This window comes from Pseudodesulfovibrio sp. 7M6 (genome assembly GCF_050058625.1).
Lineage (GTDB): Bacteria > Desulfobacterota > Desulfovibrionia > Desulfovibrionales > Desulfovibrionaceae > Pseudodesulfovibrio > Pseudodesulfovibrio salinus.
The window spans coordinates 824,517-836,812 of record NZ_CP188816.1; the positions used below are offsets into that span (position 1 = coordinate 824,517).

The window sequence follows — 12,296 nt, forward strand, 5'->3', positions numbered from 1 at the left end:
GACGCCCCGCAGATTTTGCATCGGTAGTGATCACTCATGTTGCTAATAGATATTGCCGATTAACGCGTAGATATTGCTGCGCATCTGTTTGTTCCCTATTAGTTGACGGAATAGGTGGGATCGAATGATTCCACCAGCTTTTCACAATAGTCGTGTGCCTCGCTAATCAAATGCGAGCCACACTTGGGGCAGAGGTCGCCGTCTTCTCCGGCCGATTCATCGGGATCGAACCAATGACCGCATTCGGCGCAACGCCAGTTGTCCATGTTGCGTTCGTAAAGAGCCTCGACAAGTTCATCTGTTTTGTCGGAAGCAAGGCCATGTTTATGGGAGTTATAACCGTCAAGCCAAGCGTCTGCTTCGCCCAAGTCGAATGCGATACGGACCACATTCCCGTCAGCGTCAACGATGTGGAATCTTGTTTCCTTGACGGCGAGGGTGAATCCGCTTTCTTGGGCCTTTTCAGTCAGTTCGTTCCACCAGTAGATGGCTTCGCCGGTAATTTCATTCTTTTGCATTGGTGTACCTCTTGCGGATTAGTAGCGATTGACGTGAAAATGAAACTGCGGGTCCATCCAGGTATCTACTTCCTCGTTAACTTCGGGGTAGTCGCTGGGGTTCGGACCATCAGGAAGGGTGGCAATTACCCAGCCCTTTAAATTGAAATGCCAGCGCACCATGTAGGGTAAAACTTCCCCCTTCTGATTATAGGCAACGAGTGGAACAGAATAGGTTTCGCCGTAATAATCCGACTTATCTTTGTTTGGGGTACTCCACAGAATTTTCATCATATCTCCTTCGTATCGTGGTTCTGCTGATGATTAGACCAACGCCCCTTGGCGTTCTGCGAACCGGGGCGGTTTATTCGGGTCAAAAAAACCAAGTGCACCAGCGCATGGCCGTACCTTGTCCAAGGGGAGTGCGGAAACAAGACGCCAATGCCGGATGCCGGGCGTCTGATTGGCCCAAGGGGAAATACTACCTTCGGTACACCCCAAAAGGACTACGCTGCCGACAATGGCACCAAGCTCAAAGGCTTGGGGCCAGCGCCTTGCAAGCCGCCAGTATGTTTCGGGGGCTATGCCTTTGGCCGTTGCCAGATCGGCGGCAGCTTGGTTGAGCGGCTGCCGGGCGTGGCTCAGGGCATTGGCATCAATCTCCTTTCCGGCATGGATCAGGACGCGCCAGCCGATCCGGCGCTGTGGAATCTTCCATGTTCTGTTTTCAATATCCTTGAGGCCGAGGACGACGAGCGCCGCCCAAGGCTGACGGATTGATATAGCGATTCGCGGTATGGGCATTATTAATTTTCCTCCATATCTTCCTGGTCAATGGTGCATTCCGCTAGGGATTCTGTCCGAGGTTTGACCATTTTCAACGGCACCGTCCGTCGGGAATAGCCCAATCCGACAAGCCACTCGCCGTCGCGTTGAAAAGGGGTGGTAGAGACGATTTCAGCCTTGGGCAGATTGCCGCGTTCGAAAACCCAGACTTTTGCGCCCTGCGGCATATAGAGGTTGAGTGTAACCGTCCCGTTTGGGGTGTCGCCCAAGGGAACACCACATGCCTTGGCGATCATTTCGGCCAGGATGCGCCCCAGCTCTGACGCGGACAGAAAGCTTCGGCGCTCGTTAGGACGGCTGTAAAATGAATTGCCGATTTGCAGACGAAAATTATTCTTACTTCCCCCATAGTTGCGCCATGTTTCCCGATGGTCACCAGGAAAAACGCAAAGCAAAGGCCATGCTTTTATACCCTTGGTGGCCGGGATTCGGAGCGGAGCTTTCAGGCTGGGCATGGTAGTCTTCCTTCCAAAAAAATTATTTGAGATTAAGAGGTCCCGAACCATTCAAAGGGGAGGAAATAGGGATGAAACGACCGTCCAGCATCCCATTCATAAAGTCATTTTCCCGCATTTTTGGTCCTTTGAATTTTCTGGTTTTCAGATTGTCCGGCATAGCGGCCTCAATGGCGCTTGCCTTCAATGGGACAAGCGAGGATTCAGTAATGGGGGTATCGGCCTTCTGGCGTTCGAGGCGTTGGCTGATGGTGAAAACCAGACCTTTTAAGTAGGAGGAACGGGCAATACTCTTTGATCGGTTTGACCGCAGTCTGCGTTGTTTTTCTCTCAAGTAGGTGGACCCCATGCGCAACAAAGTTTTGTAGAGGTACTGATACGTCCAGGCGCATACCTCTTGGTCCGCGCCAACGCCGACAAAAATCGTGTAGCCACTCGACGAATGGAAGTAGTCACAATCAAAAGCGTGAGCCGTGGCCTGGGCTAAGTTGAAGGCCCATTGTTCGAGCCTTTGCCGGGTCTTTGTCTTCGCCTTTTCTGCCGTTTGAGCCTGATGATTTTGTCCTGGGATGTCCGACATTTCCAGATTGTACTTGGACAAGAGGGCCTGTACTTTTGCGGCGGCTGCCGCTGCTTCATGCTCATTGTCGGAAGTGGACAAGCTCAGTAATTTCTGAATTCGTGTGATGATATCTTTGTGGTTCATCGTCTTTCCCTTTGGCTGCTCGTCAGGCAGGGGCCACCACGCCCCCACGACCGCCCCTCATGCGGGGCGGTTTCGCACTATGCAACGGCGTCCTTCAGGACGTTGCCGGGCTTGAACTTGACCACCGTCTTGGCCGGGATCGTGACCTCGGCTCCGGTGCGCGGGTTCCGGCCAGGACGGGCCTTGCGCTCTTCCGCCACAAAGGTGCCGAAGCCCCGAAGCGTGACCTTGTTGCCGCTGGCAAGATCGGCCTGGATGTTTTCCAAAAAGGATTCAAGGACCCGCTCGGTATGGGCTTTGGACAGGTCGGTTTCCTGGGCCACCTTTTCAATGAGTTCGCTCTTGGTCATGGATGTTTCTCCTATGTTTGATAGTGGTTATACGGCCATGCCGTTATTCTGCTTCCATTCCTTCACGGCATCGTCCGCAGACCTCGTGCAGGCGCGATAGAGCCACTTGCAAAAGGTCCGCAGCATGACGGAGTGTTTCTCGACGTAGGTGATGGAAATGATGGAGAAGGGGACGTACTCTGGGTGAGTCTCGGTAAGGTAAATTCCAATCAACTGTTCAGTGGCGGTGTTCATGGTGTTGCGGATCACCAGTTGATGCCTTACGAACTCGTCCTCGTAATGCCGCCACACCACGACATCGTAGGTGTACCGCATGCAGCCGCAGCTATCGCTGATCATTTCGTGAAAGCCTTTCCAAAAGTAGGAGAAGCCACCAGCGAAAGCCATGAGGAGAATAATGAGGTAGACCGTCTTCATTCCTCCCCCTATGCCGTGGCCGCGTTGAGCGACAATTGCTTGTAGTCGCCGTTTTTCTGCCGTTCATAGATGCGTACATACTCCTTGCTGTCGATAACTCGGATGCTGTCCTTGATGGCCGTCATGGCCGTGCGCCAGCGGTCGTCGTCGATTTCCAGGCGGAGCAGGTCGAGGACGCGGTAAACGCTGATTTTGCCGTCCGCGTCGGCCTGAAAGGCCTTTTCAATGATGGTGCGCAGGTTCGGGTTGGCGTCGTGCGTCCATTCATCCATGCACTCGTTGATGAGCTGCTCGGCAGCGGCCAGCTCCTCGCCGAATTTGATCCGATCCTGAATGTTGAGCGTGACCTTGATGGAGCCATCATAGGAGGTCATAATGCGGTTGCCCTTCTTTCCCCGCAGCTTGACGCCGTACTTTTCGGCCACAATGGCGAAATGGGTACGTACATTGTCGGTAGCGGTCTGTTTGAAGTTGACGATGTCGGAGTTAATCCGCTTCGCGTCGGCGTACATTTCCCGCACGAGGGCGTCCGCGAGTTTGTCGGATTCCCGGACGTTTTCGGGGGCCACGAGGTTGCCCTTCGCGTCTTTCCAAAAGCCGTTTTCAGTCTTGTTTTCCATCTGTTCCCCCTACCTAAGGGCAGTGTGTTCCAGGCCGTTGACGCGCATGGCCCCGTCGGCCACGGCGGAAGCGATGTTGTTCGCTTCAACGCGGTCCTCGCCGGTAAGCTTGTCAGCTAGGATGCGCATACGGGCCGCGCAGTTCATGATGTCGCCGCTGATCGCGCCGTTGGGGTTCCAGCCGTTGTCGTTGTTGGTTCTCGCTGTCTCGCTCATTTGGAGCCTCCTTTCTCTGCTTGGGTGTCAAAACGATTAAGGATAGCCCTGCATTCCTTGATCACGGTCTTACGGGCCGCGTCGGCGTACAGGTCTTTCTCAAAAAACACTCGGGCAAGCCGGGACATGGCAGCCCGTTCGTTTGCAAAGGGATCGCGCACAGCGACAGGAGGGTACGGCGTTTCGCGCTGATCCCGGCCAGAAGGCGTCGTGCTGTAGAGAAGGTTCATCCCGTTTTTACCGTTGCGGCGGACTAAACCAATGGAAAGCAGGTGCTTGAGGTACTTGCTGACCGAAGAGGTATCTACATGCGACACGGCTGCAATCTCGGCGATGCCAAAAGAACCTGCGGAGGAGCGGATGCCACGCCACATGCGGACATAGCCCTCTCCGCGCCGCTGGGGTGCCTTGGGATTGTATGTGTAGTGCCCCGGCTTGAGGCGGCTCAGTTCGTTCTGCCGGGTCATGCCGTCGAGCTGGCGGCGTACACGGGCCTTTTCCGGCTCTGTTTCCAACCCCAGCGCCTGGAAGACGAGGGCGTTGTTAATCTCTTTCTTGCCGCCTTCGCTCAGTCCAATGACAACGCCGCGCAATTTGTCCATGTCGGGTGACAACATGTCTACGCCCTCCCGATACGCAGAGCCTCAATGGCTTTTGCGTCGATGGTGTTGGTGGCTTGGGCCTTGGCGTAGTCTTCGAGGTGCAGAATATAGCCATACACCACACGGAAGCTGCCCTTCGCCAGTGCCGCCAGCTTGTGGCAGGCCTCCGGCGTCACCTCCAGGGCGGCAGCCTGGGCGGCGAAAAGCATTACATCGTCGGGCGTGATGGGGTCGAAGTTCACCACGTCCACCACACGAGAGTGGACGCGCTTGCGGGCGTGGAGCCTCGGGTAAAAGCCTTCCTCACCGATCAGGATCACGGGGCAGCCCGTCATGTCGTGGACATCCCGCAAGTCTTCGATCCGGGGCATCAGGAGCCGGTCGGCCTCGTCCACGATTATGGGCTGCGGTGTTTTGGCCAAGGAATCCATGATGCGGGTGCGGCATCGGTTGGTATTGTTGGGCCGTTCGCCGCAAATTTTGTAGGTCAGGGCCTGCAAAAAGCTAAACTGGCTCCAACCCTCCATCACGCGGAGAAAGATGCCGCCGTTCATGGCGTGCCACTCTTTTGCCGCCATGGTCTTGCCGCGTCCGGCTTCGCCCTGGACAACGCCGATGCCGGGACGCCCTTGTTCCGTGTCGCTCAGGGCGCTTAGGGACTTGCGCAGCTTCGCCACGTTGCCTGTTTCGATAAAGATGTCTCGCCGCATGGTTTACCTCGCTATGGTCTGTTGCTGGTAGAATTTCCTCAGTTGCTCAAACCGTGCGCCCGTGGCTGTCTCGTATTCCTTGGAGGCCTCGTAGGCGGTCATGAAAGATTGATATTCCTCGGGGATGGCATGGCCCTGCTTGACGGCCTGCTCAAAGCACCACTCATACTTTTCCAGTTCCGAGGCGAAAAATTCAGGGATTTCCAAAGTGGGCGTGGCAAGTTGCCGGACCTTGGCCTGGAGTGCTTCCAGGCGCTCTTTTTCCGCGTCGTCCATGGCGGGTTCGACCTGGACGGTCTTGGGCTTGGGGACGGCTTTGAGGGGCACGCTTTCCTGCTGCTGCATCCAGGGGAGAGACTTGAGCCCGCTTTCACCGATCTCGGCGTCAAAGGCTTTGACCACCTTCATGGTGGCGGACTTGAGCTGGCGCTGGCGCTTGTTGGCTTCCTGCACCTTGATGAGGTCCAGCTCATCGCCGAACATGCGGGCGAGCGGATTCAGGGCTTCCATGGGCCGCGCCGTGCCGATCCGTTCCCCTTCGAGGGTATGCAGGTACACTTCGGACATGTCGGACCACCGGTACATCGCCATAAGCGGCTTGTTCAGGCCGTACAGCGCGTCAGACTCGAACCGGACGTTGCCGATTACAAACCCGCATCGCTTCGGGTGGATGCGCTGCCTAAAGAGGAAATGACGGTCCAGTTCGGTCAGGTCTACCCCGTCACCCAAGCCCGCTTGCAGCACATCCAAGGGGCGCTGCCCGCCAAGCTCGTCATGCGCCTGTTGGCCGTACCACCAAACGTACAGTCGGAAGATTTCAGAGGCTTCGCGCAGGGTGGGCACCCATTCGTTATGGGCCGCATCGTGGTATTTCTCGTTTCGCTTCATCCAGGCGGGCTTGTTGTCTATGCAGTTGCCTACATAGCTCGGCAAAAGGCGTTCGCACTGAGAGTCAAAGGTGCGGAAAAAGCGTTCAACGATTTTGGTCCGGGCTTCATACGGGCGGCTGTACTGCACTGCGATGCCAAGCCGCGCATAGAGACCGTTGAACTCCTCAAAATCAGCGTCAACGTGGCTGAAATATTTGGCGCGGAAGGCCTTGCCGTTGTCGATGTAAACGCATCGCGGGTACTGGGCGAGAGAGCCTATTGCCATATGCAGCGCGGAGCTGATGGCGATGGTGTTTTCAGAGGGCATGATCTCCCAGCCGACCGGCATACGGGAGCGCCAGTCGTACCAGCAAATCAGGGTCGGACGGAAAGGCTTGCCCGTCGTCGGGTGAATGCACTGAAAGTTGAGAACCTTGCCGTCACAAAAGAGGACGTCACCAACGGACAAGAGCTTGTCGTTACGGGCGATGTACGGCCCGACAGAGTCTTTGAGGGCTTTCTCTCCTTCGCGCTTGAGGACAACCAAATCATGATGGTCTTCATCAAAACGTCTGGCGAATCGAACCACGGAGCGGTAGCTCGGCACACGCTGGCCGGTCCGCTTGTAGATGCCTTCCATCGTCTCAAAGGCTAGGGCAATGCTCGGCCTGTTAGGCGTCAGCCAGCAGCCCAGAAACACCTTCTCGAACTCTAAGCCGAGTTGTCCGAGGCCCTTCTTGCCGCCCTTTGACCACTTGCCGCGTCGGTCGCACAACACGCGGTAATCCTCGGCGTTGTCGCGCAGTTTTTTGTCCCAGCGGTAGAGCGTCTTGTCCGATACGTCGCCAAGGATTTCATGCTCCTTGGTGAGCATTTGCCCGGCGTTGATTCCCAGGAGGAAGGCCTCGGTCGCTCGTCCCTTGGTGGACTTGCTCTTTCCGACGAATTGCCGCCATTCGCTGACCAGCCGAAAACGGGCCATGCCTACTTGGTGCGCCCAGTCAGGAATCACGACATTGTCCGCTGGCAAAGCCGGAGTAGAAGATTGTGCCTCATGCAGAGTGATTTCGGCGCGAATGCCTTCGGGGAGACTGGATACAATCCACTCCTTGCCGCCGCCACGTCCTTGGCGGGTCCTGGACTTCCAAGACTCACGCTTGGATCGACGCGAGATAGTGCTCACGTCAATTTGCAGCAACTGTGCAAGCTCTTTCGTGGTGTATGCATCTTTCATTTTAGCTACCTTGTCGGTGATCGCGCGCCTTGCTAGGCTTCCTTTTTTTCCTTCATGTCGTTCGGCAGACTTAGATGCTCTTCGGGGCACCCCAGTTCCCGTAAATAACCAAGCACATCCCGATTGTTGACGGACCCGCGAATCGTTCTGTTAACGATTGCCGGATTCTTATCTAGTTCCCTAGCTACGTCCGCCTGGGTCTTTCCCAGGCCGTCAAGAAATTCCCTGATTAGCCAGGGCCGCCGATTGCGGCCAGCGCCCATTGCAGCGCATCGATTCATAGTTCCATCTCCAACTGTTTCTTGCGTTTCCGGGCATCACGCTCTGCAATCAGTGCCTCGGCATAATCGCGCAGTTTTTTGTCCTCGGGGGTCATGACCCCACATCCATGCAGACCGAGCATGGCAGCCAGAGGAGCAACATTCTTCACGGCCATGCAAAATACGTTGACCGCTACCAAAGACGGCTGGTGGTCCCTATTTGATGGGTTCAGCCATTTTTCAATGGTCGCGGTCTTGATGTTCTTGGCGTTTCCACGGGTCAGGCCGACGCCCGACTTGGCGGCAATCTCGTTCATACGGTCGGCGATTTCATCACGAGACAACCCGCACCTAGCGGCGCTTTGGTTCATGGCGCTTTTGACCTTGACCATGAGCATGGTCAGCTCGGCGCTGGGATCGTCAAAAAGGGATAACTGCCGCATGTGTCGCTCTTGTCCGTTCGTGTTCAAGTTTCTGTCCGATACGGATGCGGGGCCGGATGTTGACCCCCTGCAAGCAGTCAATTACAGTGTTAGTGTTAAGTGATGCTGTTATTGACTGCCCACGACTATGTTTTGCACTAAAATTTTACGGTTCGTCAACAAATTTTGACGCAAAAGTTTATTTTTTTGCGATTTGTATTTTATACAATAAATACAAACTATTAGATTGGGCTTAACGCGCAATAGTTTGTGCAAGACTTAAAATATGGAACTTTTGCAGCATGTCTAACTTTGCAAATCGTATAAAATTAGTGAGAGGGAGCTTGTCTCAATCTGATTTTGCGAATCAAATTGAGGTTAACCCCAATACGTTACGAGCGTACGAAAAAGGGCGGAGCTGTCCCCCAGCTGATGTTCTTAGTAGGGTTTGCTCTTTATTTGGAATTTCAACAGCTTGGCTGCTGCTAGGTGATGGACCAATGAAACTCGGAGAGGCGTCAAATCACACGCAGGAGACGAACGCAACCGCACCGCTAGGCCCTTGCACGGGAATAGAGACAGAATTAAGCAGAGAGCGTGAAGCAAACCGAGACCTAGTTGTAGAGAATCGAAAGTTATGGAAGGAAAACGGTGAACTAAAGGTCAAAATCGGCGAACTGAACGTCAAAAACGTCAGACTTGAAGGCGAACTGGATACAGCCCGGAACATGGCGAAGGAATATTATGAACGACTCCAGGCCAGAGCCGCGCCGGAAGATTCAACGCCACCTGAGGCCACCAAAGATGTAGCTTAAGACGGAAGGGACGCCTGATTCGGCTATTCGATTAAAAATTACAATATGATACAGATTGCCACCGACCCACAATGTTTGCAATCTATATGTTGTCGAAAGGTAAGCTATGAAAAAAGAGAAAGGGTTAACACTTTGGTGCTAACCCTTTCTCATTTTGTCTGTCCGAAAATTTGAAAATCCGATTTTTCTTCTCAACTCAGTGAATCCCGTGCAATCCCACCGCAAAAAGCTCACCAGCCCACGCCAGTCCTACAAAAGTCCCACAATAGTCTCACGTTTCCCCGGCACTCCCTTGCTTCTCACCTTGTCTGTCCCCCTATAGTGCCGTCCGTGCCGGTCATGGCGTAGCGGGCGGCCAGACGGTCCTGCGGGCCGTCTTCCAGCACGCCTTCAAGGTGGGCTGTACCGGTCCGTCATGCGCAGGGTCTTGTGCCCGATCATGACGTTGGTCTCCTTGAGCGTGCAGCCTGCTTTCAGCATGTTCGTGCAATAGGTGTGGCGGTGATCGTGGAAGTGCAGGTCGTCGAAGTCGTGGTCTTTGCACAGCCCTTCCCACGCGGCCTTGATGGACCTGAACGGGGTGCCGTCCATGTTGCCGATCACGAAATCGCCCTTGGTCGCCACGCCCCGTTTTTCTCGGTGTCGGGTCACATGCTCCAAACGAGCTTCGAGTGCTTTGCGGGTGCGGGGCATAATCCGGTGGGTTCGGGTCACCCCATTTTTGGTGCGGTGGAACGTGATGTGGTTTTCCGCAAGGTCGACATTGGCCCACTTGAGGCTGAGGACTTCCTGGGTGCTGCACCCGTGCTCGACCGCCAGCAGGATCGCCAGGGGCAAGTAGTGCTTCGCCCTGCGCTGATGAGCCGCTGCCAGCAGCTTCTCGATTTCGAGGGGCTTCTGGGCCTTCTTGCGCTCACTGGCCTTCTCCGACAAGTATGGGATGTCCCGCGCAATGTCTTTTTCGATCAAACCCTGCTTCGCGGCCTGTGCGAACACTTGCTTGATGACAAACAATCGGCGGTTCGCCAACACGTTGCAGTTCTTGCCTTTTTCGCCCTTGGCCACAAGCTTCGCCTTGGTCTGTTCGGCGATGCCGATGCGGTAATCTCGAATGGTCTCCTCCTTGAGGTCATGGAGCAGGGTGTGCTTCCATCCCTTCAGGACCGGGGCCAGCAGGTAGCCGTACCCGGCATGGCTCGCCTGGGATATCTTTCCTTCCCCGAGCTTTCGGTCCCATTCGTCCCGACACAGCAGGGCAGCTTGCCCAAAAGTGGGCAGGGACTGCTGCTTCGGTTGCCGAGTTTCCTTGGTCGGCAATCTGCCACTGTCGAGCAGGGTGCGAAGCCGGTTGGCTTCTTCCTGGGCCAGGTCTTTCCGTCTTAGCGTCTTGTGGTATTCCTTCCTGCCCGTTTCCGGGTTGTTGAAGTGAATGACGTACGCTTTTCCCTTTTTCAGCGAACGGGTCGCGATGGTGACAGTAGCCATAAGCTATTCTCCCTTCGGACTGTTCGCCGCCAAGCTTCTTCGATTTTCAAGGAACGACAGCAGGTCTGTTTCCAGAACCAGCTTTCGTGATCCTATCGCGAGATGGGCCAAGGCGCCAGTCCCGATAAGGCGCGATACGGTCGCACGGTGGACCCGCAAAAGGCAGGCGACTTCCTTGATGGTCAAAAGCTTCGGTGCATCGGTCATTTTGTGGTTCTCATAGGAACGGAACGTAAAGCCTCCTACCGCCGTAGCGTACCCGTTTCCAACTTCCCCTTCGGTTGAGGTTGCTCATCAATACTCGGCCAACAGGCCAGTTTGACACCGCCAGAGGAGTGAAAGTCAAATGTCGGAAAGGGGGTCTGAGAAAAAAACTGAAAAAAAATGAAACCCCGCCGGAAATGGCGGGGCTTCTTCTAACGGGAACTGCCAAGATAGGCGTTCGATACGTCCCGACGGCCAGGCGAATGCCCCGCCGCCACTTCGATGTTGTCGCGTGCTTCGTTGTCGAGCTGTGGCCAGTCATCCCCGGCCGTTGCCTGGGCGGCTTCGTGGAATGCCTGAACGCTATCGTATTGGTTCGGCGGTTCAAAGCCCGTATGGTCCACATACATCTGTCGAAATCGTTCGTGACGGAGGCCGTGCAGGGTGCCCCCGGCGTCCTTGCCCGTCAGGCCGTGCTTTCTGGCTGCATAATCCAGCCGATGCAGCCATTCGTCGCCCATGCCTTCGGGCATGAGATTGTTGATGCCCTTTCGGTCGGAAGGGGACACGTATTCTTCGGCCCGCTTAAGGGCCGCTTCCTGTTGCTGGGACAAGTCGTGCAGGATTCGGGGCCTGCCGCCCTTGGTCCCGTACTGAACGAGAAGGCTATGGTTTTCCCGGTCCCAGTCGTTAGGCAAGTCCAGCTTGGCTGATTCTTCCCGGCGCAATCCCACGTTGTACATTAGCTCGATTTGTGCCGCCGCCCGACCCGCCTGCGGATACGACGTGTCGTTCCGCATGCGGGTCAGGGTGTCTTGGATGACTTCCGGGCTCACTGCACGGGATGTCGCATTGGCGATGGACCCGCGTCTGACCCCGAAGATCGCGTTGTTCTTGCTGATGTGGTTATTTCCGTATGCACGGCAGATGTGGCGTGCGGCGCTGAAGACTTCGGCAATCCTGCCGTCACCCACGCCGTCCGCGCGCATGGCATCCGCCACCCGCTGGAAATGTTTGTTTGTCACCTTGGTCCACTTTTGGGCTCCCATGTTCGCCTGGCGCAAGACCTTGACGAAGTGGTGGGCCGTCTGGCGAATCCGGTGTTGTTTCGATTTCGGGACGGACAAGGTTGCCCGGTTGATCCCATACTTGAGGCTGCCGGATTTTCCCATTGGGATTCTCCTTCCGTTAAAGGTTCGGGGCAGCGCCCCGGGGCCAAGCAGATCGGACTTTTCCCGTTATCCGGGAAAGACCTGCCTGTGGCGGTAAACCCGCCACGCATCACCAGCTAAGGGAAGAATGAATGCCCGTTTCCCATTGGAAGAAGATTCCGAAAGACCCAGTCAATAAGGGGTGCTGTCCCGCAAGCGCGTACGTCTTGCGGATTGGATGGCAGCCGTAGGGGAAGTGCGGCAATGACAAGCGTAGATACTTGCCATTCCACCATCGGCGGGTGCTGCGTTACAGCCTGCGTGTTTGGATTTGGAAATGGCCGTTTGTTTGGAAAACGGCGCGTGGATCGTTGAAGCACAAGGCTTCTTCATGCGTCATCAGTTCGGACTTCGTCACGAACTTATGACGCGCAGTA

The 12,296-nt window shown here is 55.5% G+C and carries 17 protein-coding genes, 1 other RNA gene and 1 pseudogene; 2 read left to right on the forward strand and 17 right to left on the reverse strand.

The genetic code is table 11. The annotated features are described in order from the left end of the window. Positions 1–98: 98 nt before the first annotated feature. From ACI0FG_RS03805 to ACI0FG_RS03870, 14 genes are all read right to left on the reverse strand, one after another. Positions 99–518 (reverse strand): FmdB family zinc ribbon protein, encoded by a 420-nt coding sequence (locus ACI0FG_RS03805; RefSeq protein WP_419787237.1) that lies wholly within the window; start codon positions 516–518, stop codon positions 99–101. Positions 519–536: 18 nt separating this feature from the next. Further along, a complete protein-coding gene (locus ACI0FG_RS03810) occupies positions 537–791 on the reverse strand; it encodes a hypothetical protein (RefSeq protein ID WP_419787238.1) in 255 nt (84 codons plus the stop codon). A 30-nt stretch (positions 792–821) separates the two neighbouring features. Further along, complete coding sequence (locus ACI0FG_RS03815; RefSeq protein WP_419787239.1) at positions 822–1,301, reverse strand: RNA-binding protein; 480 nt, start codon at positions 1,299–1,301, stop codon at positions 822–824. A 2-nt stretch (positions 1,302–1,303) separates the two neighbouring features. Beyond that, entirely contained in the window at positions 1,304–1,798 is a 495-nt protein-coding gene (locus ACI0FG_RS03820) for a hypothetical protein (RefSeq protein ID WP_419787240.1), read from the reverse strand. A gap of 22 nt (positions 1,799–1,820) precedes the next feature. Beyond that, complete coding sequence (locus tag ACI0FG_RS03825; protein ID WP_419787241.1) at positions 1,821–2,504, reverse strand: DUF2786 domain-containing protein; 684 nt, start codon at positions 2,502–2,504, stop codon at positions 1,821–1,823. Positions 2,505–2,513: 9 nt separating this feature from the next. Further along, positions 2,514–2,582, reverse strand: an RNA gene (locus tag ACI0FG_RS03830) — hammerhead ribozyme type II. Continuing rightward, positions 2,582–2,854, reverse strand: a complete 273-nt coding sequence (locus ACI0FG_RS03835) for an HU family DNA-binding protein (RefSeq protein ID WP_419787242.1) — start codon at positions 2,852–2,854, stop codon at positions 2,582–2,584. The genes ACI0FG_RS03830 and ACI0FG_RS03835 overlap by 1 nt, the downstream gene beginning before the upstream one ends. A gap of 27 nt (positions 2,855–2,881) precedes the next feature. Beyond that, positions 2,882–3,193, reverse strand: coding sequence for a hypothetical protein (locus ACI0FG_RS03840; RefSeq protein WP_419787243.1), 312 nt, complete (start codon positions 3,191–3,193; stop codon positions 2,882–2,884). A gap of 86 nt (positions 3,194–3,279) precedes the next feature. Then, the gene (locus tag ACI0FG_RS03845) at positions 3,280–3,891 is read right to left on the reverse strand and encodes a DUF3164 family protein (protein WP_419787244.1); all 612 of its coding nucleotides are present in this window, start codon (positions 3,889–3,891) and stop codon (positions 3,280–3,282) included. Positions 3,892–3,900: 9 nt separating this feature from the next. Beyond that, a complete protein-coding gene (locus ACI0FG_RS03850) occupies positions 3,901–4,107 on the reverse strand; it encodes a hypothetical protein (RefSeq protein WP_419787245.1) in 207 nt (68 codons plus the stop codon). Next, on the reverse strand, positions 4,104–4,724 hold the full coding sequence (locus ACI0FG_RS03855; protein WP_419787246.1) for a hypothetical protein: 621 nt from the start codon (positions 4,722–4,724) through the stop codon (positions 4,104–4,106). Before ACI0FG_RS03855 ends, ACI0FG_RS03850 begins: the two co-directional genes overlap by 4 nt. Before the next feature lie 2 nt (positions 4,725–4,726). Next, positions 4,727–5,419, reverse strand: a complete 693-nt coding sequence (locus ACI0FG_RS03860; protein ID WP_419787247.1) for an AAA family ATPase — start codon at positions 5,417–5,419, stop codon at positions 4,727–4,729. 3 nt (positions 5,420–5,422) lie between these two features. Continuing rightward, positions 5,423–7,522, reverse strand: coding sequence for a DNA-binding protein (locus ACI0FG_RS03865; protein ID WP_419787248.1), 2,100 nt, complete (start codon positions 7,520–7,522; stop codon positions 5,423–5,425). 277 nt (positions 7,523–7,799) lie between these two features. Next, complete coding sequence (locus ACI0FG_RS03870) at positions 7,800–8,225, reverse strand: hypothetical protein (RefSeq protein ID WP_419787249.1); 426 nt, start codon at positions 8,223–8,225, stop codon at positions 7,800–7,802. 281 nt (positions 8,226–8,506) lie between these two features. Here ACI0FG_RS03870 and ACI0FG_RS03875 point away from each other — a divergent pair. After that, positions 8,507–8,686 (forward strand): annotated as a pseudogene (locus ACI0FG_RS03875) (helix-turn-helix domain-containing protein); the annotation flags it as partial. Positions 8,687–8,704: 18 nt separating this feature from the next. Continuing rightward, on the forward strand, positions 8,705–9,019 hold the full coding sequence (locus ACI0FG_RS03880; protein ID WP_419788421.1) for a hypothetical protein: 315 nt from the start codon (positions 8,705–8,707) through the stop codon (positions 9,017–9,019). A gap of 390 nt (positions 9,020–9,409) precedes the next feature. Here the strand turns inward: ACI0FG_RS03880 and ACI0FG_RS03885 are convergent, their stop codons facing one another. From ACI0FG_RS03885 to ACI0FG_RS03895, 3 genes are all read right to left on the reverse strand, one after another. Then, positions 9,410–10,504: an integrase gene (locus tag ACI0FG_RS03885; RefSeq protein WP_419787250.1), complete on the reverse strand. Its 1,095-nt coding sequence runs from the start codon at positions 10,502–10,504 to the stop codon at positions 9,410–9,412. 3 nt (positions 10,505–10,507) lie between these two features. After that, positions 10,508–10,711 (reverse strand): helix-turn-helix domain-containing protein, encoded by a 204-nt coding sequence (locus ACI0FG_RS03890; RefSeq protein WP_419787251.1) that lies wholly within the window; start codon positions 10,709–10,711, stop codon positions 10,508–10,510. A 209-nt stretch (positions 10,712–10,920) separates the two neighbouring features. Further along, the gene (locus ACI0FG_RS03895) at positions 10,921–11,880 is read right to left on the reverse strand and encodes a site-specific integrase (RefSeq protein ID WP_419787252.1); all 960 of its coding nucleotides are present in this window, start codon (positions 11,878–11,880) and stop codon (positions 10,921–10,923) included. Positions 11,881–12,296 lie beyond the last annotated feature (416 nt).